A 26,395-nucleotide genomic window follows, 5' to 3' on the forward strand; every position below is an offset into this window, starting at 1 on the left:
ATGCTCAACATTCCGCAACACTCACTGCACTTGATGTTGGTGATTTTAGCCGTTTTAGTGGTGGGGACACTCTGTTATTTGTGGTTGTCTCGCCGCAATCCTGAACGCGATTATCTCGAATTAAAGCTGCGTATTCGTTCATGGTGGTGGATGGTTGCGATTGTGTTTGTCGTATTGCAGCTTCCCCTCAATTACACGCTCTTTTTTGTGGGTTTTCTGAGCTTCATGGCGCTGAAAGAGTTTCTCTCGATTGTGCCCACACGAATGACCGATCGCCGGGTGATTTTCTGGGCTTATTTGTCCATTCCATTTCAGTACTACTGGCTCTCCATCGGCTGGTACGGCATGTTCATTATCTTTATTCCAGTCTATGTATTCCTATACCTACCCATGGTGATGGTGCTGATTGGAGATACTAAAGGCTTTATTCGCTCGGCAGGCATTATTCACTGGGCAATGATGTTGACGGTATTTTGTATCAGCCATATGGCATACCTATTGGTGTTACCAAGCTTAAACCCAGATGCAGGTTCACTGGGTATGTTGCTGTTTTTATTAGTGATGACTCAGTTCAATGATGTTGCCCAATACGTATGGGGAAAAAGTTTGGGTAAACATAAGATCGTTCCGAAAGTCAGCCCGAATAAAACTTGGCAAGGCTTTATCGGCGGCACATTGACCGTGGTTACGGCTTCATATTTTGCAGCGCCTTATTTAACGCCACTGACCGCAGAGCAAGGGTTAGTCGGCGGCGTCATCATTGCTTTAAGTGGATTTATTGGCGATTTGGTGATTTCTTCAGTCAAGCGCGATTTGCGTATCAAAGACACCAGCCAGTTTATTCCGGGCCACGGAGGCATTTTGGACAGGGTCGATAGCTTGATGTTTACTGCTCCGCTGTTTTTCCACTACCTCTATTATCTCTATTACTGAGGCTTATATGGCGCGTATTCTGAAAGTGCTGTTTTTCCTATTGATCGTTAAACCCCTCGTTTTTATTGGTTTAGGGCTCAATATTTTGCAACACCAAAATCTCCCTACTCAAGGTCCAATGGTGATTGCCGCAAATCATAATAGTCATTTAGATACACTCGTACTTATGGCTCTGTTTCCGCTGCATTTAATTCACCGAGTGCGTCCTGTCGCTGCAGCGGATTATTTTCTGGTGAATCCCTTTGTGGCTTGGTTATCTCTGAATATTATTGGCATCATTCCGATCCGTCGCTCCCCCTCAAACAGTGAACGTGACGCGGTACTGCAAGCTTGCCATGAGGCTTTAGACCAAGGCGATATTCTGATTATTTTCCCAGAAGGGAGTCGAGGCGAGCCGGAAATAATGAGTGGTTTGAAAAAAGGCATTTATCATTTAGTCAAACATCACCCGGAGCGTGCGGTATTACCCGTGGTCATGCGAGGTTTAGGGCGCGCGCTACCCAAAGGTACAGCGATGTTCGTCCCTTTCAACTGCGATGTGGTGATTGGTGAGCCATTAACCGGCTTTCGTGATGCGGAACATTTCGTACAGGTTATGCAAAAACATTACCAGCAGTTGGCGACTCACTGCATCACTCAAACCCCAGCGACTCAGGATAGCGAAACCATCGACAGCAGAGAGATTTAACGTTTTGCTAACAAGCTCAAGCTCTAAATATTCATGAAAGGTTAGAATAATTATTCTAATAGCAACATGAGAGAAAAATATGGAGTCGCTTTTAAATGATTTTCCTGTCGTGACGAGCATCACTGTCGCTTGGGGGGAGATGGATGCGCTGCAACACGTCAATAATGTGGTCTACTTTCGCTACTTTGAAACCGCGCGAATAGATTACTTCGCTCATCTTAAACTGATGGAAGAGTTGCAACGCACCCAAATTGGCCCAGTGTTATCAGAAACACAAGCGCGTTATAAAATCCCCGTCACCTTTCCTGATACTCTGCTGATTGGTTCACGCATTACATCCGTACAGAGCGACAGATTTACGATGGAATACCACGTTGTTAGCCAAAAGCTCGGTAAAGTGACTACGGTCGGTAGCGCCACTGTGGTCATGTTTAACTTTAAAACGGGTGAGAAAGCCTTGCTACCGCCTACGGTGCTCGAAGCCATTCACACTCTACAAGGTGAATCCGTCTCTATGAACGATGCATAGACAAACCCTGTGATTGAGGTGAAAGCACGTTCCCACTTCAGGTGATAAGGGCACAGTCACCAAGCGATCAAACCCGCTTGGTGACTATCTGCAAAACAGCAGTGTCCGATACGACGTACCCAACCCTCCGCTATTTTCAAATAGTTGCTCACCAATCCAAGTCATTACGTTACATTCTGCATCCTTCAAAGTGCCTCATTCAATTGAAGATTGCGCATTGTTCAAACGCCCTATATTGTGGACCTGTTGTTAATGGAACTAACACAAGAATCCTCTGGCTAGGGAGATAACGGATGAATACTGCACTCTTGGGATTGTTTATTCCCACCTTCTTTTTTGTTTCGATTACTCCAGGTATGAATATGACCTTAGCGCTCACTTTGGGGATGAGCGTGGGTTATCGAAGAACACTGTGGATGATGGTCGGTGAACTACTTGGGGTGGCTTTAGTGGCTGTCTCTGCCGTGGTTGGGATTGCTGCGGTGATGTTGCGTTACCCGACTATTTTTACCCTGTTCAAAATTGTTGGGGCCAGCTATCTGATTTATCTTGGCATTCAGATGTGGCGCTCACGCGGCAAACTCGCCATCAATTTCGAGCAATCCTTGACCTACCAAGGCAGCGATTGGGGATTATTAGTGCAAGGTTTTGTGACGGCGATTGCCAACCCCAAAGGCTGGGCATTTATGGTGTCATTGCTGCCCCCTTTTATTGATCAATCATTAAGCCTAGCCCCACAACTGACGTTGCTGGTTGCCATCATTCTGCTTTCCGAGTTTATCAGCATGAGTTTGTATGCCACCGGTGGAAAAGGGTTAAAGCGTTTATTAAGCCAAGCTCACCATGTTCGCTTACTCAATCGGATTGCAGGATCATTAATGGCTGGGGTGGGCGTGTGGCTTTATTTTAGTTAGTGGATATGCCACCCATCAGCAGACGGATGGCAACCTAACCCCTTATACCGCCCAAGTTAATATCGGCCAGCCTTGCTGCTCAGCCTGCGCTTTCAAGCGCGGGCAAGGATTAACCACATACGCGAAATCGGCATGCTCACATAACGGCAGATCATTGATGGAATCGGTATAAAAATGAATGTCGTGATAGGTTGCATCCTGCTCGGATAACCACTTCTGCAATCGCAGCACTTTACCTTCGCGGTAACTCGCAACGCCCTCAATGTCGCCGCTGTAGCAACCGTTGTGGTTCACAAGGTCAATCCCTAGCGCATGTTCAATCCCAAAACGTTGAGCGACCGTTTTCACTAAGAAAGAAACCGAAGCGGAAATAATGATGCAGGTATGACCTTGCTGCTTTAACTGCGCAATCAGTTCGCGGGCTTGGGCAAACTGTTTCGGAACAATTAAGCGTGACACGCACTCTTCCACCCAATCTTGTACGGTTGTACTTGGCACTTGCGCTAACGGCTGCATCGCAAAAGCAATGTATTCCGCCATATCCATCTTGCCTTGCGCATACAGCGCCATGCGCCTTCTATCTTCTTCTACAAAATTGCGCTCCGTCGCAATGCCTTTCTCAACAAGAAACGCATTCCAAATCATCGCGCAGTCCCCATCAATCAGGGTGTCATCCAAATCAAACACATAAAGGGGTTGGCTCATTTCAGGCACTCACCGGTTGTACTTCGTTTAAATTAAACATTAATTCTAATTGGCTACCTTTCGCCAGCAAACGCTGTGAGGAGCGATTAAGTAAATCGACCGTCAGTTCACATTCAGCGACTTGCACTTGATAACGAATAACGTTACCTAACAACTGATGGTTGAGCACTACGGCGGGCTGTGGTGCAGAAATATGCTCTCCATAATGACGCCCCGCCTCACGCACGTAAATCGACTCAGGGCGAATCGCCACTTTAAGCGATGTATCAAGATTGAGGAGTGCTTTCGCTTGTTGAGCGTCCACCACGTTATAGTGACCCATAAAACTGGCGACAAATTCGTTCGCAGGTTGAGTGTAAATCTGCTCCGGCGATCCGGTTTGCACGATTTTTCCTTGGTGCATGAGAAAGATTCGGTCAGACATCATCATCGCTTCTTCTTGATCATGGGTGACAAACAACGTGGTCAGCTGTAGCTCTTGCTGAATTTGTCGGATTTGTTGACGCAGGCTTTTGCGGATTTTGGCATCCAACGCTGAAAGCGGCTCATCAAGTAGCAAAATACGTGGCTGAGTGACTAAAGCCCGCGCTAGAGCAACCCGCTGTTTTTGCCCGCCAGATAACTGATGCGGGTACTGGTGCTCTTTACCTTGTAGCTCAACCAACGCAATCACTTGCTTCACTTGTTTGGTTATTTGAGCTGTTGGCATTTTTTTCATCTTCAGACCAAACCCAATATTCTGCGCTACCGTCATATTGGGAAACAGAGCGTAAGACTGAAAGACCATGCCAATTCCACGCTGTTGAGGGGGCTGATCTGTCATGTTCTCGCCATCCACCCAGATTTCACCTTTATCGAGAGGATTAAGCCCCGCTAGGCTGCGTAATAAAGTGGACTTTCCACAGCCACTGGGGCCAAGTAGGGTGATCAGTTCCCCCTTTTCAATTTGAAAAGAAACATCATTCACCACCGTATTCGTCGCAAACTGCTTCGTCAGATGGTGTGCACTCACATAACTCATGCTTGTCCTCCTCGGCTCAAGCGTGCAGCAAGCCAAGTCAGTAGAAAAATAAACAGAAAATAGGTCATCACTAATGCGGAAGTGAAATGACCACTGGTTTGACGCATGTTGTAGAGGTAAATCTGCAAGGTTTCATAGCGTGTACCGACCAAAATATTGGCAAACACGAACTCGCCAAGCAGGAATGAAAACGACAAAAATAGCGCAGAAAGGAGCCCTTTCTTCAAATTCGGTACGATGATGAAAAAGAAGGCTTGCCGAGTCGTGGCACCGAGCAGATGGGCGGCATCCATCAAATCCTGTAAGTGAATCGCCGCAAAATTATTGGCAATCGCACGATACATAAACGGCAATGCAATGGTGAAATACGTCCCGATCAAAATCCACGCGCTGCCTGCAATCGGGCTATCGGCGTAGAGTTGCAACAGACCCACCGATGACACGACAGGCGGCACCGCAAAGGGTAACAAAATCAGCAGATTCATCAGCCGATCTAATTGGGGGAAATAGTAAAACACCACAAACATCGCGGGTAACACCACCGCCACACTGAGTGCTAAAGCGCCAAAACTCACCAATAAAGAGCGCCCAAAAGCTTCGAGAAAACGCAGATCAGAGAACAAACGGATATACCAATCAAACGTTAACCCATCGGGTAGCACCGTTGCTCCCCAGCGGGTTGAGATCGAATAAATAAAGGTTGCAACAATCGGCACCAACATCAGTGTGACAAAACCGTACACCACCATACGATGACGAAAAGCATTAGGCTGCATCGCGACCTCTCCTTACACTGCGGCCGATCAACCACTGATTGATGACCGTAAACAGCGCCAAAATGACCATCAACAAGGTCGATATCGCGGCGGCGAGGTTAGGTTCTAGAAATAAATCGCCCGAAACGAGGCTAGCAATACGAATGGTGATCAGGTTGTAATTACCCGATGTCAGTGCATACACGCTGGCGTAGGCACCCATGGCATTGGCCACTAAAATGATCAAGGTACCCAGTAGCGCGGGGGATAACACCGGCAGCGCGACGTTCAGCCAATATTGCCGATGGCTAGCACCCAATAACGCCGCGGCTTCCTGCCATGTATCATCCAAAGCATCAAACGCTGGGTACAGTAACAACATGGCTAACGGGATCTGGAAATAGATATAAATCGCGAGCAGTCCCCACTTGCCATATAGATCAAACTCCCCTAGCAGACCATACTGCTTGAGGATCAGCGTGACGGCGCCATTGGTACCTAAAATAATGATAAAGGCAAATGCCAACGGCACTCCGGCAAAGTTGCTGCTCATATTGGTAAAGGCAATGACCCCATCGCGAATTTTACTGTTCACGCGCCGCAACGCCGCCACCCACAGCACCGCCAAACCTAAACCAATCACTGCCGACCAAAGTGACAACCACAAACTATTGGTAAAGGCTTGACGCATGAACGCGGAATTCATCACCTCGACATAATTGTCCAATCCCCACTCACCTTGCGCCAAAAAGCTGTTCACTAACACCCACAACATAGGCGCTAACTGAAATAAAAAAAACAGCGCCACAAACGGTAATAACCATACAGCGGGCAGTAAGCGATGCTGCATCACCTTGAGTGCCGTGTTCGGTTTGGCTTCCACCATTTGGGAGGTCTTAGTCATGCTCATCGATCCTTTCATGGCTGTAACACTCCCTTAGGCCAAGGTTTGTTATGCGCCAATCCCAATAGCTCACAAACCAAGCCACAGATCTCGGTTTGTTTGACAGTGGCGGGTAGCAAGCTGAATTGGCTGCCTAACAAATAAAGGGGGACTTGACGTTCTTCATTCAAGGTTCCACCGTGTGAGCAATCTTGATTCATGCCGTGGTCACTGGTGATCAGCAGTTGGTAGCCTGCATTGAGCCACTGCTCAATATAGCGACCTAATAACGAGTCCATTTTTCTTGCGCTGTTACGGTACTGTGCTGAATCTAAGCCGAACTGATGCCCGGCATCATCAATATTCATCGGGTGTAGTAACAGAAAATCCGGATCATGCTGACGACGTAACCACTCTCCATCAAGCAATAACGCTTCGTCTGGATAATGGTCCCAATGATAAAAACAACCATGTTGGATATTGAGTGATGTGTCTTGCGTAAAGCGATCACGAATGGGGTCGTAGGGCGCACGGTTATAGAGCTCACTGACCCAATGATAAGCGGCGGCGGCCGTCACTTTATTTTGGGCTCTCGCGAGACTGAAAATTGACTCATGATGCGAGCGGCGAACCACTTGATTGCTGATGATACCGCTATCGGTTGGGCGAACTCCCGTTAATAAACACTCGTATAAAGGACGAGATAACGAGGGTAATTCACTTTCGACGAGATAAAGCGCTGCTCTTTGCTGCTCAACCAAAGCTTGCAAGTAGCCCAAACAGTGTTGGGCTACTTGATAGTTGAGTCCATCCAGAACAACGAGGATGACTTTATGACTCATAACAAGCTCTTATTGTTGATGGATCAGAACCGATTCCTGCCACTGACGAGGCAGTTTACGTGCCGATTTTTCCCATGCGGTAAAATCTGTCACAGGGTGCACATTGCGGTATTGGTCATTCGCCAACAATTTAGCTCGTACCGCTTCTGGCAATTCAACCGTGTTGCGGATAGGGCGAGCGTAGCCTTGCGCTAGGTTAATTTGGCCTTGGTCACTAAAAATGTACTCACGCGCTAATTTCGCTGCGTTAGGGTTTTTCGCAAATTTATTGATGATGGTGGTATAGCCGGAGATCACTGAGCCGTCTTGAGGAATTGAAACGGCAAAGCGTTCACGGTCAATTTGATCACGATAGCTTAGTGCATTGAAATCCCACAGAATTGCGACTTCAACTTCACCTTTTTCCAGATTTGCGATGCTCGGATCGGTAAATGAAAGGCGCTTTTGCTTAGCTAATTCAGCAAAAAAATCGAGCGCGGGTTGTAAGTTTGCCTCGTTCCCACCTTTGGCAAAAGCGGCAGCAAGCACCGCATTATTGGCTTGAGCCGCCACACCGACATCGCCGACGGCGACTTTGTAATCCCCTTTGAGCAAATCATCCCACGTTTGCGGCACTTGCTTCACTAACTGAGTATTGGTGATGAAAGCGATGGTTCCTGTGTACGCCAATGCCCAGTGACCTTCTTTATCTTTCGCCCACGCTGGAATTTCATCCCATGTTGACGGCTTGTACGCTTGAGTCACCCCTTTCTCTACCGCAACGCGCGCAAAAGCAAACCCCACATCGCCAATGTCAGCGGTCGCGTTTTTCTTCTCCGCTTCAAATTTAGCGATCTCTTGCGCCGAACTCATATCGGTATCTTGGTGCTTCACACCATATTTGGCTTGCAGATCAACCCAAGTGTCTTTCCAGTTCGCCCAACTGTCTGGCATACCGACGCTGTAAACTGCACCTTCTTTTTGCGCAGCTTCAATCAAAGAATTCAAATCGGCATCTTTTGCCATGACACTGGCTGAAATACCCATCATCAGGCTTGTAGAAAGTAGTATTGAACGGCTCAGTAACGTTTTCATTGTCTCCATCCTTCTGGACTAGGTCAGTAAGTTCTAATCGTTACCTTAAGCCGCGAATGTGACGATTTATCAGCAGTTATTTGACACTTTTGCTCGCTTTTGATGACATTTTGGTTACTTTGCCACCGTTATCATCCTGTCTCTTTGTCATCAATCTGTTATCTGCATCCACTATGCTCAATACACATCATGCCATTGGACTAGATCAGAAGATGAGAAAATCGGGCTCGACCCAATTAAGTCGAATTACTTCCAGTTTGCGCCAACAAATTGCGGATGGCGTACTGTCTCAAGGACAAAAACTGCCTTCCGAACGCGAGCTCAGCGAACTCTTCAGCACCACGCGTATTACTTTAAAGGACGCCTTAATTGCACTGGAAACTGAAGGATTGATTTATCGTGAAGAGCGGCGGGGTTGGTTTGTTTCACCTGATCGTATTGTCTACAACCCACTCTCGCGTTGCCATTTCCACCAGATGATTCATGAGCAACATCGCCACGCAACCACTCGGGTTATTAGCACACGCAGTGAGATGGCCAGTGGTGAATACGCCAAAGCCTTGACCATCCAGCACATCACGCCCATTCATATTATTGAACGTTTACGCTGCATTGACGGGCGTGCCGTACTGTTTGTCGAAAACTTACTGAAAGCGGCACTGTTTCCACACATCTTACAATGTGATTTAAGCCAGTCGCTCACCGCGCTGTATCGTGAAAAGTACGGCTACCAAACCTGCCGTTCGATATTTGAAGTGATCCCTACTTCAGCGCCTAGCCATGTGGCGAAAGCTCTGAATTTAGCAGCAGGTCAGCCTGTGTTGAAAATTTGCCGAATCAATTATCAGCAAGAAGGGCACTTAATGGATGCAGAGTTTGAATATTGGCGGCCAGATGCGGTGGTGATCCGCATCGATAGTGACAATCACTAAGGCCGCCGAGAGTCTTCCGCTAGTTTAACGGTGTTTCATCACCCGTGGAGGGTTCATTCAACAGCTCCGTACTCGGAGCTTCGCCACTGGCTAAAGGTGTGCCGACCACTTCATCACTGATCGCCACAATGTCACTTTTGGGTGGCTCAGGAAAAGCCACAAACGTCGTGCTCGCCACCAACAACAAAGATAACGCCGTCACTACCGCCGATGAAAAATTCATCAATTTATCTTTACGTTGTACTTGTAACCAAGCCGGAATCCACAATGTCGTGCAGAGCAGCAGGATGATCGGTGTGTGCCATATCGATTCACGCGTAGTCAGAAGCCAAGGTGCGGTGATAAAAATCAACACGGTTTGCCAAGTAAAAACTTGTAATGAATGACGACCAAGATAACTCAGTGGCTCATACACTAATGCAGTCGGGAAAAAGCGGATCACAACAGAAATTAAGTAGATCCACACACTCAAGCTCAGTACACGTAACCAGCCAAGCTCTGGCTTACTTGAAGCCGCGTACACCATCTTCTTAGTAATACCAAGTGGTGTTAAAAGATCGCGGTAAGCCATAAAGATAAGCAAAGCGATGACAGCACACAGCCACGTTAATTTAGGATGATACCAAACCAAATCACCTTGACGCTTGCTGTAGCCTAGCGCGCCACCAAAGAAAAACAGCAGTTGCCAAGCAAACGGATCAAAGTAACCCAGCTCAGGAATGTATTCCGCCGAAAGCGACTTAAACATGGGGGTTAGCATTGAGGATTGAATCCAACCACTGCTTGCCCATACCACCACACTCAGCGCGAGTACCCATTTGAGATAGCCACGACGAAACCCATACAGAGCCAGAGGAAATACCAGCATATACATAATATACAGCGGTAAAATTTCCAAATAAGCGGGTTTATTGAGTAGCAAGAAACTCATCAACATGGTCATGAATGGCATGTTAGGCAGATTGCTAAAGCTGCCACCAAACACGGTCACTTGCTCGGCAAAATAGTGGCTGCCCAATAAAAACCAGAGCATGGCGATAAAGAGTGCGGCCATATGGTATTTGTAGATCGTAAAAGCACGATGCCACACTTTATTGGTCGCCTGACGGTCAGAATACTCGCGGCGGCTATAAACCATACCAGCCAGTAATCCCGACATAAAAATAAAACCCTCTGCTGCACCAAATACACCGATAGGCTCATGCGTAAAGATTTGCAGAATGGTTGTACCGCCGCTGTACCAGATGAGATGGTTGAAGGTGATTAACACCAACAAGAGTCCTCGAATACTGTCCAATGCGGGGATGCGTTTCATGGGTAGTCTCCCTGCATTTTCAGTGCAAAAAAATCGACAACAGATGACGATTTTTAATCAACTAAAAATGCGGATAAGCGGTTGAATATATTGGGTAATACGGCAGGACGGTGATATCTAGTTTGGACTTCCCTCTCCCTGAGCACGCGGATCCTTGCACCACCTGATGTCTTTGTAAATAGGGGGCATAAAAAAAACCGAGAGGTCGCACAGCCTGTGTTCATTTTCATGCAACACTTTACCGCCAACCATCAAGTTAATGAGAATTAATTGCAACAAATGACATCTTTCTTTAAGCTGCCCACATTCATGCATTACCTGATTCCGATCTCATGACCGAACCTTCTTTCTTCGCCGAACTCTTTGAACACTGCCGCAAAATCACGCCTTATCTCAACGGTCAATGGGCATCAGATTCCGCTCAAGCAGATCCTGTGATCCAATGGGATCACGCATGCTCTGAGCGTATTCAAACTCTCTATCGGAATCTGCAAGAAGCTCATCCAGAAGCGGGAGCTGCCTACTGGTTAACGCGCACTTGGACACTGCTGTGCTGGCAGCCCATCTATGTGGCTTTTGTGGCGATTTATGCTTGCCGTGGCTTACCGCAGTTATCTTCCATCGCGCAAAATGTTCAAACAACCTTTGTGAGTGGTTTTCATTTCAACTCATTGAAATATCATGAAGGATCCGAGCGCGATCTGATTATTCAGGCTGGCAAAGAGTTGGTCGAGCTGTTCGAATATTTTCGTCTCGAAATGGAAGATTGGACGCGCATCCGGCCGGGGTTCACCCATCATCTTTTTGCAGACAGTGTGTTGGGTTGCTTAACCCGATTTCAGGCGTTTTACCCTCATCTTTCTGAGCAGGAGCTATTGGCAAAAGCTCATTTATGGCTAGAAGCCTGTGGTTTACCCACCAAGTTAGCGCAATCCTTAAGTTACAGCCCTGAGACTCAGACTCTCTCTCACGTTCGAACCAGTTGTTGCTTGGTGTATAAGTGCCAAGGTCGCAAACTCTGTCGGGACTGCCCAAGACATCCCGACAATAAAAATTAAACGAAAGAGTTAAGAGCTACTTTCAGCGTGGACTGGCTTGGATGGTGCAGGCGCAAAGGCTGTCCATACAATGATCAACGCGAAGAATACACACAAGTAAATCGGATAATGTGGCGAAAGCGTTGCACTAAAGGCCAACAAAGACGCTAAACCATAGCCGATGGTGTGTGACATGGAAATGTAACCCGCAACCGCTCCTGGTGCATCCGAATATTGACCCGTTGCCGCAGTGGTATAAGCAGGAACAAGCAACGCCGCACCGCATGCCGTTAATACCATCGCCAAGGCTAACACCCAGACATGGGTGACTAAAAATAAAGCCAAACCCACGACCAACAGCCCAGCCCCAAAGCGATACATCTGCTCTGCTGACAATTTCTTTTTCTTAATCACCATCACTTGAGTCACAAAAGTACAAGCTGCGCTGATGGTGAGAAGCAGCCCAATCGCATCACTAATGCGGCTCGTCGGCCAATCGGTCAGTGCGCTGAGCAGCGGTGAAAAACTGTATTGCAGTAATGAAATGGCCGTACACAACAGTAATCCACTGGCGAGAAAACGCCACAAACGGCGACTTGGCAACCAAGGCAACGAAGAGCGAGAACGATTCTCTGGAGAGGAAAGCTGTGGTGTGGGCAGGAAGCAGGTACCTACCAGAGCGACCATCGGTAGCAGCACCATCATGAATAAGGGCGCGAATGGTGACACTTTCAGCGCTAACAGCGAAATAACGGGGCCAATCAAACGCCCCACACTCAACCCGATGCTGACGGACGTGATGGCTTGTAACCGATGTTGCTCACCACACAACACGATCGCCCAGTGCTGGCTAGCAGGTACCATTCCCGACACTGTACAGCCATAAATTATTCGAGCCACGGCCAACCCAATCAAGCACAACACCACCATTGATGGGTAATCTCGACTGGCCATAGCAAACAGAGCCAACAAGGAAAAGCTCACCGCCATACCTGCGAGAGCCTGAATTACCACATGCTTGGGGCCATGTTGGTCGCTAACTCGCCCCCAAAATGGCGCAGAAGGCAAAAACAAAAAACTGCCGAGTGCGATCAAAATAGACCATGTGGGAAGGTCAAATGCCGACTGTTCAACCAAAAAAGGCAGTGAAACCAAAAGTCCGTTTTGGCCAATCCCCATTAACGCTGCTGCCAAACCAATCACCCCCAATTGGGAAGACCGTTTTTTCAAAAGAAACATAGTGATCGTCGCTATTGCTAAGTCAGATTAGGCCATCATTTTGATGTTCCAGTTACGCACAATGACAATAAAAACAATTATCATTTATATTTTACCGTGTTAACATAACCTGCTTGTAACCAATAAATCAACTTTCCATTACATTATGTTTCGACTTGTCGACGCCACATTTAGCATTGATGAGAAGCCTATTCTCTCAACCACTAATCTGACCTTCGAGTCTGGCAAGGTCACGACTCTACTCGGTCATAACGGCTGTGGTAAATCTACCCTCATTAAACTGCTCAGCAGACAAAATAAGCCCACTTCAGGCCACGTTTTCTATGGTAACCAGCCTGTCCATGACCTGAGTAATATCGAGTTTGCTCACCAAGTGGCTTATTTGCCCCAACACCCACCACTGACGGCTGGGGTTACGGTGCGCGAGTTGGTTTGTTTTGGCCGCTACCCGTGGAAAGGGGCTTTAGGGCGTTACGATGCGCGAGACTACGCCATTGTGGATGAAGCAATGACCAAAGTGGGCTTGAGTGAATTTTCAGATCGTTTTGTTGCCACCCTCTCAGGCGGAGAAAGGCAGCGGGCTTGGGTTGCCATGTTACTCGCCCAGCAAAGTAAAACCCTCTTGCTTGATGAGCCTACTTCAGCCCTTGATATAGCGCATCAACATGAGTTGTTGGCCCTGATCCGCGAACTGAACCAAAGCTTAGCGCTCACGGTGATCATGGTGCTCCACGATGTGAACATGGCCGCCAAGTTCAGTGATCATCTTATCGCTCTTCATTCCGGCCGAGTCATCGCACAAGGCACACCAGAACAGTTAATGAATCACGATACTTTGATGCAGATCTATGGCATGGAACTGGCGCTCTTTCCTCACCCACGCACAGGGCAAGCCATTAGTTATATCCCTTAAACAACGTAGAAAAGGATTCTGTTGTGAAGACGTTTATCACCCTGCTAGTTTCCATGTTGGCAGTTCATGCATACGCCTTAGACATTCAACATGAAATGGGCAGCGCATCTTTCTCAGCGCCACCAAAGAAAGTGGTCGCGCTTGATTGGACGTTAGCCGAAACCGTGCTCAGTTTAGGTGTGGAGCTACAAGGTGTAGCGGATGCCAAAGGCTATCAAGAATGGGTGGTTGAGCCTGCACTGAATCCCACCGTAACTAATGTCGGTTCAAGACGTGAACCCAACATCGAACTACTGAGTGAACTCAAACCCGATGTCATTTTGATGAGTCAGCAGATGGCGGCCGCTTATGAGTCCCTCAATAAAATCGCGCCTGTGGTGGTTTTAACTCTCTACAATGAACAAAAACAGCCGCTTAAGGTAGCCGAGCCCATCACTCGTTCTTTAGGCCAATTGTTCGGTAAAGAGCAGCAAGCAGAACAAGTGATTACGCAAACCCAAGCCAAACTGACAACCAATGGCGAGAAAATTCGCGCACAAGCCCCAACAATCAAAAGCCTTCTATTCGTACGTTTTATTAACGACAAAACCTTGCGTATTCATGGTCAAGGCTCACTAGCGGACGCAACGATCACCGCTATGGGACTCCGCAATAGCTGGCATGAGCAAAGCAATGTATGGGGATTTACCACCACGGGCTTAGAAAAGCTCGCCGAGCATCAACAAAGTAATGTGATGCTGTTTGGCCCACTCAAACCACAAGATCGCCAAGTACTACAAACGTCTCCGCTATGGCAGGTCATGGCGTTTACGCGCGAAAATGCGGTTTATGAACTTCCCCCCATCTGGACTTTCGGTGGCCTTATTGCTGCGCAGCGTTTTAGTGACCACATAACAGAGCAGTTAATCGCACAATGATCAATACTGTGAACCTTCCCCACCCCAACAAAATGAAACTCCCTACAAGCACTCTGCTTTTGGTTGTGGTTTTCTGTCTGATTGCCGTTTTGCTGCAGACGACAGCACCTTATTCACAAGGTATTAGTCTCATTTGGGATACCGTGTGGCACTTTGACCAGAGCAACTATCAGCATGTGATCACCTACCTGACTTATCTGCCGCGGCTTTGTGTTGCGCTGCTGTGTGGCTTTGCCCTCGCAGTAGCTGGGTGTGTCATGCAATTTGTACTGCGTAACCCGATAGCGTCACCAACCACACTTGGGGTGGCAACAGGGGCTGAGCTCGGCATGGTACTGAGTTTGCTGCTGCTTCCAACAGGGTTGGCGATACCTAACTTCATACCTGCATTTTTAGGTGGCTGCTTCGCAACTGGGTTGGTGTTTTTGCTCAGTGCCAGCCGTGGTTTTGCTCCACTGCACATGATCTTAGCGGGCATGGTAGTTAGCCTCTTCTTGGGCTCACTCAATACCATGCTGCTGATGCTGCACGAGCAAAAGCTCACCAGTATTTTTGTTTGGGGAGCGGGAGCACTCAACCAAAATGGTTGGAATAGCACGCAAGTTCTACTGCCTTTAATCACTCTCCCAACACTACTATTACTGATGCTGCAACGCCCACTGTCCGCGCTGCAATTTGGGGATGGCGTGGCTTCGTCTTTAGGTGTCAACATCAAGCAGATCAAACTACTCTGTCTTGGGTTGGCTATATTCATTACCGCGGCAGTGGTCAGTGAAGTGGGCTTGATCGGTTTTATTGGAATCGTCGCTCCAGCCATCGCACGATTGCTCGGCATCCGGCAACTCACCGCCCAATTGCTGAGTAGTGGCGTGATTGGCGCACTGATGCTGTTGGTTGTCGATTTAACCATTCAACCTTTCTCTGGCGTGGGGGGAGAACTGCTGCCCACTGGTGCGATGACGGCCTTACTCGGTGCGCCTTTCCTATTGTGGCTACTGCAACGCACTAAACTGCTTTCCGAACTTCGGGCTCGTGAAGAGCCGGTTGAGCATTATCGAAAAGTCAGTACCGCGCGAGTTTTCTTCATTATGCTGAGCCTACTTAGCGTAGTAACCCTGTGCGCATTAGTGTTCGGGCAAGGGCAAACGGGCTGGAACCTAACCCTTAATCCAACGCTGTTGGAGCTTCGCGCTCCCCGTGTGCTCACCGCACTCCTTGCGGGAATCGGGCTAGCATTAGCGGGTACCCTCATTCAACGCCTGTCCAATAATCCTATGGCAAGCCCAGAAGTGCTCGGGCTTAGCTCCGGAGCTGCACTGGCCATTGTGCTCGGCAGTACATTCGGTATCTCGATTGAGCGTGATGAACAGATGCTGTTAGGGACATTAGGCGCGCTGGCAGTCACTTCTTTGATTTGGTTTATCGGGCGCAAACACAATTTTTCACCAAGCCAAACCTTATTGACGGGGATAGCCTTGAGCGCGGGGCTGGATGCCCTGCTGCGTGTTGTGATGAGCTCAGGACATGACAACGCCACGGCGCTACTCACTTGGCTTTCGGGCTCCACCTATTTGGTTGCCACTGCCGATATCTATTTACTGGCGATAGGCGTTGGGCTAGTCGCTAGTGTGGCACTGTTGCTCGAACGATGGGTTGCGATTATCGAATTGGGCGAAGTGGCCGCCCAAAGCCTCGGCATGAACGCCACTCAAGTTCGCTTGGTCTTGCTGCTGCTTGTTGCTGCACTCACCACACTCTGCACCATAGTGATTGGCCCTTTAAGTTTTATCGGCTTACTAGCACCCCATATGGCACGTTCGCTACACCAATACCAACCGCGTGCACAAATGCTTACCGCCGCTTTGCTCGGCGCAATCGTGATGGTGCTGGCGGATTGGGTTGGACGTAATCTCTGGTTCCCTTGGCAATTCCCGGCTGGTCTGCTCGCTTCACTCATTGGTGGGGGTTACTTCCTGTATCTGATGAGACGTTAACCGTATGCGATCTTCTAGAAGGCTACGCCGTTAGCCTTATCTGCTCTTCCTCATTCCCTGCTTTCTCAATATACATCTAACGAATTGATTTAATTATTCAATTACCTTTTTAACAAAAAATTCGCACAAATCTACAAAAACCTATTGATCATGCAAATGATAATAATTAGCATTACCACACATTTTGATTAATAAGATGGCGAGAAACGGAATGCATCGCAACAACGAGCGGATTAACCTAGAAAAATCAAATGATTGGGCCAACAAAAATGAACCTTCTATCGCGTGTTTTCTCAATTCATTAGCCCGTGAGAGTCAATCAGTCCAACTACTTTGTGGTGAAGATGGCAAACGTGTTTATCGACTCCCTCTGACAAACTCAGACTCCATTACTATCCCTCTCAGTTATTTTTCTTCCCTTGGGAGCCATGAATATTGCCTACCTGCTCTTTTGCATACGCAAGACAGCATTAAAACGCTGAGTGTTGAACAGCTCATTGAACACATAGTTAACGAGCCTGCACTCGTCGGCATCGTCAGCGAAGCGCAAAAAACCATTTTCACTCAACGAGTTCTAGAAAGTCATCGCAACACTGAACAGGCCATCGAACACTCTCCCTATCAACAGCAGTTATTTACCGAACAACTGGATTTTAAAACCGCAGAACAGGGGTTATTGATCGGCCACTCTTTCCACCCTGCCCCCAAAAGCCGTGAACAATTTAGTTTGAGCGATGCCAAACTCTACTCACCCGAACTCGGTGGTCAATTCAAACTCTTCTGGCTTAGCGTCGAACAATCACTTCTCACTAGCGGTAGCTCTGCTGACATTCATTTCAACCAGCGATTTGAAGCACTCGTCGCGCACGATCCCAAATTAGTTGACGCTTTGCAGAGTGCGCAGCAACAAGGTCATGGGCTGCTTCCCGTACATCCATGGCAATGGTATGTCATGACAGAGAACCCATCCATTAAAGGCTACCTCGCCACCAAGCAAATCCAGAATCTAGGCCAACTCGGTGCAACTTGGTATCCAACCTCGTCCACGCGCTCACTTTACGCGCCGGGTTTGCCTTACATGCTCAAGTTTTCGCTCAGTGTCAAACTCACCAATTCCATCCGTAACCTGTCACTGAAAGAAGTGATTCGCGGAACAAGACTCAATGATCTGTTCCAGCACCCAAAACTGGCACAACAGCTCGGTAACGGACAAGGTTTCCAGTTGATGCAAGAACCTGCCTATATCGGACTGAAAGATCTAAATGGCAAAATCATTGACGAGAGTCTTGTGGCATTTCGAGACAATCCATTGATGGATAATCAGGCAGAAGAAGCCGTGGTATTGGCAACGCTTACCCAACAAAACCCATATGGTGGCAGTAGCCTTGTGGCTGCGCGCATTCAGCATTACGCCACACAACAACACCTTTCTTCGCACCAAGCAGCCAGCCTATGGTTTGATGCTTATTGCCGCCATGCCGTTGTGCCTTTATTCCACTTGCAGGCCAATTTGGGGATTGTGTTTTTAGCCCACCAGCAAAATATCGTCATGCAGTTAGAGCAAGGCTGCCCGGTGGGGATGTACTATCGCGACTGCCAAGGTACGGGCTATACCGATTTGGCATTTAAGCTGTTTGGCGAACAACTTGGCGATCAAAAAGAAGCGCTCGAAAACTACTGGAACCAAGACAAAGTACGCCGCTACTTCGCTTACTACCTCATCATCAACTCCACCTTCAATCTGATTTCTGCGATCTGCGCGAATTTGGATGTGGAAGAGAGTGAGCTCATCGAGATTCTGTATCACAACCTCAACGTTCTACTGCAAAGCGGAGTGAAGGATGATCTCTGCCTACGCTATGTACTGACCAGTGAGGCGCTGTGCTGTAAAGGTAACTTTTTCTGTTACTTACAAAACTTTAATGAAAACTCCATTCCTGATCCGGCTGTGATCTATTTCGATTTACCTAACCCTCTGGCTCGTATTGAGGAAATTGCTCATGTCTAAGTTTAATACCTTTATTTTTAGCACCGAACCTCAACCGGTTATTGAATTGACCCTGCACGCCAGTGATTTGGTTTGTTCTGAAATTGCCCCGCAGCTCGTGCGCGAAATTGACCAGTTGCTCAGCCAAGATAAACAGATTGAAGCGCTGAAAGTGGTGGCTCGTGACTCTGAGATTCAAACCTGGATTGAGCAACTCTTACCTTTGATTGATCAAAAGGTATCTCGCTGCGCTTTTTACCAATTGCCACTCGCTTGGCACCAACACAAACCATCAGGCAGTTTCCCACTGCAGCTTATTCAGTCCAACAACCAGTACCGACATCACCCTTTACGTCCGCCTATGCCGCAAGGCCAGGTGTACCAAAGGTATGATTTTGATGCCGAGTTGAACGTCAGTTTCCGAGTGATTGAGCTGGATAAAGATCTGCAACGCTTCACACGCTGGATGAACGACCCTCGCGTGGCGCACTTTTGGGAACAAGCATGGAGTGAGGAAAAACTCGCCGAATTTCTTGAGCAGCGCCTTGCTGATCCACACATCATTCCGCTGATTGGCGAATTTAACGGTGAACCATTTGGTTATGTGGAAGCCTATTGGGTTGCTGAAGATCGACTCAGCCCGTACTACGCGGTAGAGAATTATGACCGTGGTATCCATTTGCTCGTTGGCGAGCAAGCCTTCCGCGGCCCTAAATTTTTCAATGCTTGGATGCGCGCCATCAGCCACTACTTGTTTATTGACGATGTTCGCACCAACCGCGTTGTGCTTGAGCCTCGTTCTGACAATGAACGCTTATTTAATCGCATCTTGCCACTGGGTTACCGCAAGTGTTTTGAGTTCAACTTCCCCCATAAACGCTCGGCATTGTTGATGCTAAATCGTGAGCAATTTTTTGCGGAGCGATGGTAATGGATCAGTTAGCGCTACATCGTTACTGGGCTGTCGCCAATCAGAAGATGGTGGGCAAAATCCTCAGTGAGTTCGCTTACGAGCAAGCGTTTCAATTTGAGCCAACCGCACAGGGTTATCAGCTCAACTTAGAAAATGGCACACGTTATTGCTTTGCTGGCGAAGAGAATATTTGGGGGCAGGTCATGATTGACCCGACTTCCATTACTCGCCATGCCGAAATAGAGGCGGAGCAGCCGATTTCCGCTGCACTATTGATGCGCGATCTGCAACCTCTGCTCAAGATGCCGGATGACGCCTTCGCCGAACATCTCGAAGATCTCAATGCCACCTTACTCGGTGATTGCAAGCTGATGCAGCGCAAGCAAACCATGACGGCACGAGATCTGGCCATGCTGCCGTGCGAGCAACAGCAAACCTACTTTGATGGACATCCGAAATTTGTGTTCAACAAAGGCCGCCGCGGTTGGGGCAGTGATGATTTAAAGCGGTATGCACCAGAAGCGGAACGCGCTTTCCAACTGGGTTGGGTCGCGGTTCATCACTCGATTTTGCAGCTCGCCACCAACGATGAAGTCACATGGCAAGCCTTACTGCAAAGTGCCATCACGCCCGATGAAATCAAGCAGATGGACAGTTTATTGGCTTCCTATCAACTTGAACTACATGGGTATCGTTATGTTCCGGTTCATCCTTGGCAGTGGAGCAATAAACTGGCACTGCTGTTTGTACGTGAAATCGCGACTAAGCAGTTGGTGTATTTAGGCGAGTTTGGCGATCACTTCTTGCCTCAACTGTCGCTGCGCACATTAAGTAATGTCACTCGCCCAGCGAGTTACGACATCAAATTGCCGCTCACTGTAATGAATACCTCCTGCTACCGAGGGATTCCGGGGCGCTACATTTTGGCCGGCCCTACGGCTTCTGACTGGATCGATCAGGTCTTTAAGTCTGAACCCCTGCTTATCGCGAAACAGGCCGAAGTGTTGCAAGAACCCGCAGCCGCCTTCGCCGCCCAAGCGGACTACGCTCTGCTGCCCAATGCACCCTATCGCTACCACGAGCTGCTCGGGGTGATTTGGCGTGAATCGGCGGCTTCCAAATTAAAAGCCGGTGAAAGCGCCATCTTAATGGCGGCACTGATGGAAAGTGACAATCAAGGTCAACCACTGATTGCAGAATACGTTCAAGCCTCTGGGTTAACCCTCGAAGTTTGGCTCAGCAAACTGTTTGATGCGGTGGTCATCCCCTATTACCACCTGCTGTGTAAATACGGTGTCTCGCTGATTGCGCATGGGCAGAACGTCACTTTAGTGCTGGAGAACCACGCCCCGAAACGCATTCTGCTCAAGGATTTCCAAGGCGATATGCGCTTAGTCAGCAGTGAGTATCCAGAACAAGCGTCACTGGATGACAGCGTGAAAAAAGTCACCGTTCGCCTGCCAGAACACCTGATTATTCATGACTTACAAACCGGGCATTTTGTTACCACGTTACGTTTTATTTCGCCCTTAGTGGCCAAATTGGGCTTCTCCGAGCCGCAGTTTTACCGCCTGCTCGGGGAGCGGCTGCAAGCTTACATGGCCGCCCATCAAGAGTACCAACCAAGGTTTGAACAGTTTGATCTGTTTAAGCCGAGAATTTTACGGATCGGGCTGAACTTAGCCAAGTTTCGCCATAGTACAGATGCAAGCGCATCAAGGATGCTGCCTGACATGGATGACATGCTCAACAACCCATTGACCAAAACACTGGAACACCAAGGCTAACTAACCACATAACCATAATTTTAGTGTTAACGAAGCCGACATTACCCAAAGAAAAGGATTGCTCTTATGGAACACACTAACAACGCCAAACTTGATTTCGCCGGTGTCGGCGTCGGTCCATTTAACCTTAGCATTGCTGCCCTACTGGCGGACAAACCGCAAATTTCCGCACGCTTTTTTGAAAGCCGTGACCATTTTTCTTGGCACCCAGGGTTACTGCTTGATAACACCCACATGCAAACCATGTTTTTGAAGGACTTGGTGAGCGCGGTGCATCCAGAAAGTCGCTACTCCTTCATCTCTTATCTGGTGAAGAACAAAAAGTTTTATCGTTTCTTGTCTGCTGAGCTCAAATGCATCAGCCGTCACGAGTTTTCGGACTACCTCGCTTGGGTAGCTCATCAGTTGGATAACGTTCAGTTTTCAACCCGAGTTGAACAGGTGGAATACACCGGTGAGGCATTCACGCTGCACACCCATCAAGGCACCTACCAAGCGAAAAATCTCTGCATTGGCACAGGCAAGGTTCCTTCAGTACCCGAATGCGCCAAAGCCCACCTTGGTGAGCGCGTGTTCCATGCCGCGGACGTAGGGCTGCAAGAGCGAAACTTCACTGGCAAACGTGTGCTGATCATCGGTGGCGGGCAAAGCGGTGCAGATATTTTCATTAACGCTTTGCAGCAGAAATGGGGCAAACCCAAGTCACTCGACTGGCTATCTCGCCGCGCCAATTATCAACCTCTCGATGAAGCCGCGTTTACCAATGAGTTTTTCGCGCCCGATTACGTGGATGCTTTCTTTCATTTGTCACCGAGCGTCAAACGTAAAGAGGTGGCAAACCAGAAACTCACTTCGGATGGGGTAACACAGAAAGCCTTGTTAACCATTTATCAAGAGCTTTACCACCGATTCGATGTACTCAAGGAAGACAAATGGGTAAGGCTGCTACCACACCGATCCTTAACTCAAATGAGTGTACAAGGCAGTGCGTTCAAACTGACCGCCAACAATGCACTAGGGCAGTGTTTAGAAACGTACGAAGCAGACATCGTCATTTTAGCGACGGGCTTTGAAGCGCCCTATCCCGCCTGTTTGAACACGATTCTGCCGCTGCTCGATCTTGATGAGCACAACCGCTACCAAATGACCCCAGATTTTGAGCTTAAGTGGGAAGGACAACAACGTAACAAGATCTTCGCCGTGAATGCGGGGATGCATAGCCACGGGATTGCCGAGCCGCAGCTTAGCCTTATGGCGTGGCGCAGTGCACGCATCATCAATCGCCTTGCGGGACAAACTATTTTCGATATCGACTACGGAAAAGGAATGATTGATTGGCTATCACCTAGCGCCATCGCGAAGAAATTGGTCGCTTAAGCTCACTTTTTTGTCACTCACTCCAAAGGTGAGTGGCATTTCAATCAGCCCCAAACACCCAAGTGGCCTAAGGGCTTATTTTTACATACATATAGAGAAGAAAATGAAATCTACAAAAGGAAATTTGCTCAAGTCCACCCCTCTGTCACTGTCAGCAGCTGCAATTGCCGTCACCAGTGCCCTCCTTACCACTCCTGTGGTTGCAGAAGAGCAGACCATGTTTGACGAAATGGTGGTGGTTTCAAGCCGCACCCCGAAAGCGATCAGTGATATCCCTGGAACCGTTTGGTACATCGATTCAGAACAGATCGAACAAGAATATCGTGGTGGTAAAACCTTAGGTGAGATCCTCGCTTCCGCCATTCCATCACTGGATGTCAGCTCAGGCGCACGAACCAACTACGGCCAAAATCTGCGTGGACGCAAAATGCTGGTGATGATCGATGGCGTATCCCTCGAATCTTCGCGTCAAATCAGCCGCCACATGGACTCGATCGACCCGTTTAACATTGAACGTATCGAAGTGCTTTCTGGTGCAACGTCTATCTACGGTGCGGGCGCATCGGGCGGTGTCATCAACATCATCACCAAGAAAGCGACAAGCCAAGAGCTCGAATTTGAATCTTACATCGGCGCAAAGTCTGGTTTTAATTCTGGTGAAGATTTTGACTACAAAGTCGGCCAATCCATCTCTGGCGGCAACGATAAAGTTCAAGCCCGCGCTTCTGTGGTGTATACCGAAACCCAAGGTTTCTTTGATGCCAACGGCGATATCGTCACACCCGACATTTCACAAGGCTCTCTGCAATTCAACCAAACCGTTGATTTGATGACGACGGTGGGTGTGAATATTTCTGAAACCCAAAAACTCAACCTGTTGGCGCAATACTATGATAGCCAGCAAGACTCCCCTTACGGCCTGTACATCGTTAATAACAAGTTTGTGGACGTAAGAAACGGCTTTGACTCAGACCGCGAACACGGCACAGAACGCATGATGCTGAGTGCGTCTTACGTCAATGATGAGTTCTTGAATCACCAACTGATTGCGGAAGCCTCCTACCGTAAAGAAGATCAAACCTATACCCCTTACTACCAGTCTTCTGGCCAACAGATCACGGATGTCATCTCACTCAAGGCCGCTTTGGCGAAGAATTTTGACAAACTGAATCTGGTGTATGGGATTGATGCTTATCAAGATCAGTTAGACAGCAACCAAGCGCAGTATGACAAAACCATCGCCAACAACTCAGGAAACCTCATCAACCGTACTTACGCGCAAGTGGGCCGTTACCCAGGGATTAAAGTAGGTTCTGTCGCCGGTTTTGTTCAAGCAGGTTACGACATCACTGACGACTGGTCAGTCGAAGGTGGCTTCCGTTACCAGCATATGGTCAATAAAATCGATGACTTCGTGGGCTACCAGCAGCAGAAGAACATCGCTGAAGGTAAAGGCACTTCTGCCGATGCCGTACCGGGAGGCGAAACTGACTACAACGTGGGTCTGTTCAACTTGGGCACGCTTTATCATCTCAATAATCACTCGCAAGTGTGGGCTAACTTCTCACAAGGTTTCGATCTGGCTGACCCTGCGAAATACTATGGTCAAGGCAATTATAAACTGGTCGGTAACCATTGGACGTTGCAAGACAGTATCAATGTTGATAGCTCTAAGATGTCAGGCATTAAAACCAACAGCTTTGAGTTGGGCTACCGTTTAGAAAAAGACAGTTTCAACCTGCAAACCGCGGCCTACTATTCCACCTCGGATAAATCCGTTTCTTACAACAAGCAAACTTTATTGATTGAAGAAGTGGAAGATAAGAAACGCGTTTACGGCCTTGAGGCTATGGCATCTTACTGGGTACACACCAATGTTCAATTGGGTGCGTCAGGCCACTATGTGATCTCGGAAGTCAAAGGTGATAACGGCTGGGCAGATATGGCCGCTAATAACGCCAGCACATCAAAAGCCAGTGCTTGGGCGGGTTGGTATGACGCGGATCTGGCGGTTAAATTACAGAGCCAAACCATGTTTGACTACAAAGATGACAAACAGAATAAACTGGATGGTTACACCATCTTTGACTTAGTCGGTAGCTACCAATTGCCAGTGGGCAGTCTCGGTTTTGGTGTGCTCAACCTATTTGACCACGACTACACCACCATTTGGGGGCAACGTGCGCAGATTGAATACTCAGCTCACTACGATGCTGCGGCGTATGACTACAAAGGCCGTGGCCGTACTTATACCCTGAACTACCAAGTGAAGTTCTAATCTAAGTGGCAGTTATTCTATTGAGGAGTGGCTGCCATTTCATTCCTTAGCTTTTCAGTGCCACATCCTACCTATTTTGAATACATTGGATAGTCACCATCCTGCTATTCCACTCTTCGCGTACTCGCTCACAGCAGAGAAATAAAACCGCAGAAATGAAAAAACGCCAGCAAGAATTCACTTGCTGGCGCTTAGAATAATGGCACGCCCTACAGGATTCGAACCTGTGACCACATGCTTAGAAGGCACGTGCTCTATCCAACTGAGCTAAGGGCGCGCTACAGGGTGAGGATTATACGAGTTAAACGGGCTAGATCAACGTCTTTGTCTAACTTTCTGTTTCGAATGAGCAATATTTTACCGATCCCATCTCAACTGCCGAAAAACAGAACAAAGCAAACGTTTGCCTGTGGATGTTATCAAAAATATCTGCGACAATGCGCGCAAAAATTTTCGCTCCAAACCTGTAAGGAAAGTCATGACTGCTCAAAATATTGATGGAACGCTGATTTCGCAAACGGTGCGCTCAGAAGTGGCAGCCCGTGTTAAAGCTCGGGTTCAAGCTGGGTTACGAGCCCCAGGACTGGCGGTTGTGTTGGTGGGCGAAGATCCTGCTTCACAAGTGTATGTCGGCAGTAAACGCCGTGCTTGCGAAGAAGTCGGGTTTGTCTCCAAATCTTTCGATTTACCCGCCACCGCGAGTGAAGAAACCTTGCTGTCACTGGTTGAAGAACTCAATAACGATCCACAAATCGATGGCATTTTGGTGCAACTGCCTTTGCCTGCAGGTATTGATACCACCAAAGTGTTGGAGAGTATTCACCCTGAGAAAGATGTGGATGGTTTCCACCCTTACAACGTTGGCCGTTTGGCGCAGCGCATTCCGAAACTGCGCTCTTGCACGCCCAAAGGCATCATTACTCTGCTCGATCGTTACAACATTCCCTTGCGCGGTAAACATGCGGTGATTGTGGGTGCCTCCAACATTGTTGGTCGCCCTATGACGTTAGAGCTGTTACTGGCAGGTTGCACTACTACCACTTGCCACCGCTTTACTCAAGATCTCGAAGGCCATATTCGCCAAGCGGATGTCTTGGTGGTTGCGGTCGGTAAACCCAACTTTATTCCGGGAGCATGGATTAAAGAAGGCGCGATTGTGGTCGATGTCGGCATTAACCGCTTAGATACAGGCAAACTGGTTGGCGATGTGGAATACGATGTTGCCCGCACGCGAGCAAGCTTTATCACACCAGTACCCGGTGGTGTCGGACCTATGACCGTCGCAAGCTTGATTGAAAACACCATGATGGCGTGTGAGCAGTTCCATACTGAACGGTAATTCGACGTTCCTCCTTAAGACAA

General features: G+C 48.2%; 23 protein-coding genes and 1 tRNA gene. 15 read left to right on the forward strand and 9 right to left on the reverse strand.

Annotated elements, in window-relative coordinates:
- From MKA69_RS12985 to MKA69_RS13000, 4 genes are all read left to right on the forward strand, one after another.
- A complete protein-coding gene (locus MKA69_RS12985) occupies positions 1-933 on the forward strand; it encodes a phosphatidate cytidylyltransferase (RefSeq protein WP_000932198.1) in 933 nt (310 codons plus the stop codon).
- 7 nt (positions 934-940) lie between these two features.
- A complete protein-coding gene (locus MKA69_RS12990; protein WP_305848186.1) occupies positions 941-1,621 on the forward strand; it encodes a lysophospholipid acyltransferase family protein in 681 nt (226 codons plus the stop codon).
- A 79-nt stretch (positions 1,622-1,700) separates the two neighbouring features.
- Positions 1,701-2,150 carry a thioesterase family protein gene (locus MKA69_RS12995; RefSeq protein WP_305848187.1) on the forward strand — a complete coding sequence of 150 codons (450 nt, stop codon included), beginning with the start codon at positions 1,701-1,703 and terminating at the stop codon, positions 2,148-2,150.
- A 293-nt stretch (positions 2,151-2,443) separates the two neighbouring features.
- Positions 2,444-3,064, forward strand: a complete 621-nt coding sequence (locus tag MKA69_RS13000; protein WP_001090436.1) for a LysE family translocator — start codon at positions 2,444-2,446, stop codon at positions 3,062-3,064.
- A gap of 42 nt (positions 3,065-3,106) precedes the next feature.
- Here the strand turns inward: MKA69_RS13000 and MKA69_RS13005 are convergent, their stop codons facing one another.
- The 6 genes from MKA69_RS13005 to MKA69_RS13030 are packed head-to-tail and all read right to left on the reverse strand — an operon-like array spanning position 3,107 to position 8,344.
- The gene (locus tag MKA69_RS13005) at positions 3,107-3,769 is read right to left on the reverse strand and encodes an HAD-IB family hydrolase (protein ID WP_305848188.1); all 663 of its coding nucleotides are present in this window, start codon (positions 3,767-3,769) and stop codon (positions 3,107-3,109) included.
- Between the two features lies 1 nt (position 3,770).
- A complete protein-coding gene (locus tag MKA69_RS13010; protein ID WP_305848189.1) occupies positions 3,771-4,790 on the reverse strand; it encodes an ABC transporter ATP-binding protein in 1,020 nt (339 codons plus the stop codon).
- Positions 4,787-5,566, reverse strand: a complete 780-nt coding sequence (locus tag MKA69_RS13015) for an ABC transporter permease (protein WP_095476362.1) — start codon at positions 5,564-5,566, stop codon at positions 4,787-4,789. Before MKA69_RS13015 ends, MKA69_RS13010 begins: the two co-directional genes overlap by 4 nt.
- Complete coding sequence (locus MKA69_RS13020; RefSeq protein ID WP_305848246.1) at positions 5,556-6,431, reverse strand: ABC transporter permease subunit; 876 nt, start codon at positions 6,429-6,431, stop codon at positions 5,556-5,558. The genes MKA69_RS13015 and MKA69_RS13020 overlap by 11 nt, the downstream gene beginning before the upstream one ends.
- A 32-nt stretch (positions 6,432-6,463) precedes the next feature.
- Positions 6,464-7,270 carry an alkaline phosphatase family protein gene (locus MKA69_RS13025; protein ID WP_305848190.1) on the reverse strand — a complete coding sequence of 269 codons (807 nt, stop codon included), beginning with the start codon at positions 7,268-7,270 and terminating at the stop codon, positions 6,464-6,466.
- A 9-nt stretch (positions 7,271-7,279) separates the two neighbouring features.
- Entirely contained in the window at positions 7,280-8,344 is a 1,065-nt protein-coding gene (locus MKA69_RS13030; protein WP_055027796.1) for an ABC transporter substrate-binding protein, read from the reverse strand.
- A gap of 212 nt (positions 8,345-8,556) precedes the next feature.
- Between MKA69_RS13030 and MKA69_RS13035 the strand changes: the two genes are divergently transcribed.
- On the forward strand, positions 8,557-9,276 hold the full coding sequence (locus MKA69_RS13035) for a UTRA domain-containing protein (RefSeq protein WP_134817992.1): 720 nt from the start codon (positions 8,557-8,559) through the stop codon (positions 9,274-9,276).
- A 19-nt stretch (positions 9,277-9,295) separates the two neighbouring features.
- Here the strand turns inward: MKA69_RS13035 and MKA69_RS13040 are convergent, their stop codons facing one another.
- Positions 9,296-10,591, reverse strand: coding sequence for an OpgC domain-containing protein (locus MKA69_RS13040; RefSeq protein ID WP_305848191.1), 1,296 nt, complete (start codon positions 10,589-10,591; stop codon positions 9,296-9,298).
- 332 nt (positions 10,592-10,923) lie between these two features.
- Here MKA69_RS13040 and MKA69_RS13045 point away from each other — a divergent pair, with 332 nt between their 5' ends.
- Positions 10,924-11,649 carry a siderophore ferric iron reductase gene (locus MKA69_RS13045; RefSeq protein ID WP_305848192.1) on the forward strand — a complete coding sequence of 242 codons (726 nt, stop codon included), beginning with the start codon at positions 10,924-10,926 and terminating at the stop codon, positions 11,647-11,649.
- A 9-nt stretch (positions 11,650-11,658) separates the two neighbouring features.
- Here the strand turns inward: MKA69_RS13045 and MKA69_RS13050 are convergent, their stop codons facing one another.
- On the reverse strand, positions 11,659-12,867 hold the full coding sequence (locus MKA69_RS13050) for an MFS transporter (RefSeq protein ID WP_305848193.1): 1,209 nt from the start codon (positions 12,865-12,867) through the stop codon (positions 11,659-11,661).
- Between the two features lie 145 nt (positions 12,868-13,012).
- Between MKA69_RS13050 and MKA69_RS13055 the strand changes: the two genes are divergently transcribed.
- The 8 genes from MKA69_RS13055 (at position 13,013) to iutA (ending at position 25,033) form a co-directional block, all read left to right on the forward strand.
- Positions 13,013-13,780 (forward strand): ABC transporter ATP-binding protein, encoded by a 768-nt coding sequence (locus tag MKA69_RS13055; RefSeq protein WP_305848194.1) that lies wholly within the window; start codon positions 13,013-13,015, stop codon positions 13,778-13,780.
- Positions 13,781-13,803: 23 nt separating this feature from the next.
- Positions 13,804-14,697, forward strand: coding sequence for an iron-siderophore ABC transporter substrate-binding protein (locus tag MKA69_RS13060; protein ID WP_305848195.1), 894 nt, complete (start codon positions 13,804-13,806; stop codon positions 14,695-14,697).
- 32 nt (positions 14,698-14,729) lie between these two features.
- Positions 14,730-16,691 carry a Fe(3+)-hydroxamate ABC transporter permease FhuB gene (gene fhuB, locus MKA69_RS13065; RefSeq protein WP_305848247.1) on the forward strand — a complete coding sequence of 654 codons (1,962 nt, stop codon included), beginning with the start codon at positions 14,730-14,732 and terminating at the stop codon, positions 16,689-16,691.
- 211 nt (positions 16,692-16,902) lie between these two features.
- Entirely contained in the window at positions 16,903-18,699 is a 1,797-nt protein-coding gene (locus MKA69_RS13070) for an IucA/IucC family siderophore biosynthesis protein (RefSeq protein WP_305848248.1), read from the forward strand.
- A complete protein-coding gene (locus MKA69_RS13075) occupies positions 18,692-19,609 on the forward strand; it encodes a GNAT family N-acetyltransferase (RefSeq protein WP_095468204.1) in 918 nt (305 codons plus the stop codon). Before MKA69_RS13070 ends, MKA69_RS13075 begins: the two co-directional genes overlap by 8 nt.
- On the forward strand, positions 19,609-21,378 hold the full coding sequence (locus tag MKA69_RS13080) for an IucA/IucC family siderophore biosynthesis protein (protein WP_305848196.1): 1,770 nt from the start codon (positions 19,609-19,611) through the stop codon (positions 21,376-21,378). The genes MKA69_RS13075 and MKA69_RS13080 overlap by 1 nt, the downstream gene beginning before the upstream one ends.
- Before the next feature lie 66 nt (positions 21,379-21,444).
- On the forward strand, positions 21,445-22,755 hold the full coding sequence (locus MKA69_RS13085; RefSeq protein ID WP_305848197.1) for a lysine N(6)-hydroxylase/L-ornithine N(5)-oxygenase family protein: 1,311 nt from the start codon (positions 21,445-21,447) through the stop codon (positions 22,753-22,755).
- A 103-nt stretch (positions 22,756-22,858) separates the two neighbouring features.
- Positions 22,859-25,033 carry an IutA-like xeno-aerobactin receptor gene (gene iutA / locus MKA69_RS13090; protein ID WP_305848198.1) on the forward strand — a complete coding sequence of 725 codons (2,175 nt, stop codon included), beginning with the start codon at positions 22,859-22,861 and terminating at the stop codon, positions 25,031-25,033.
- A 200-nt stretch (positions 25,034-25,233) separates the two neighbouring features.
- Here iutA and MKA69_RS13095 read toward each other — a convergent pair.
- Positions 25,234-25,310, reverse strand: a tRNA-Arg gene (locus tag MKA69_RS13095).
- Positions 25,311-25,511: 201 nt separating this feature from the next.
- On the opposite strand from MKA69_RS13095, the gene folD reads away from it, so the two are divergent.
- Complete coding sequence (folD, locus tag MKA69_RS13100; RefSeq protein ID WP_055034700.1) at positions 25,512-26,372, forward strand: bifunctional methylenetetrahydrofolate dehydrogenase/methenyltetrahydrofolate cyclohydrolase FolD; 861 nt, start codon at positions 25,512-25,514, stop codon at positions 26,370-26,372.
- The last annotated feature ends 23 nt before the right edge of the window (positions 26,373-26,395 follow it).

This window comes from Vibrio sp. AH4 (assembly GCF_030710545.1).
In the GTDB taxonomy this organism is placed as follows: Bacteria; Pseudomonadota; Gammaproteobacteria; order Enterobacterales; family Vibrionaceae; genus Vibrio; species Vibrio metoecus.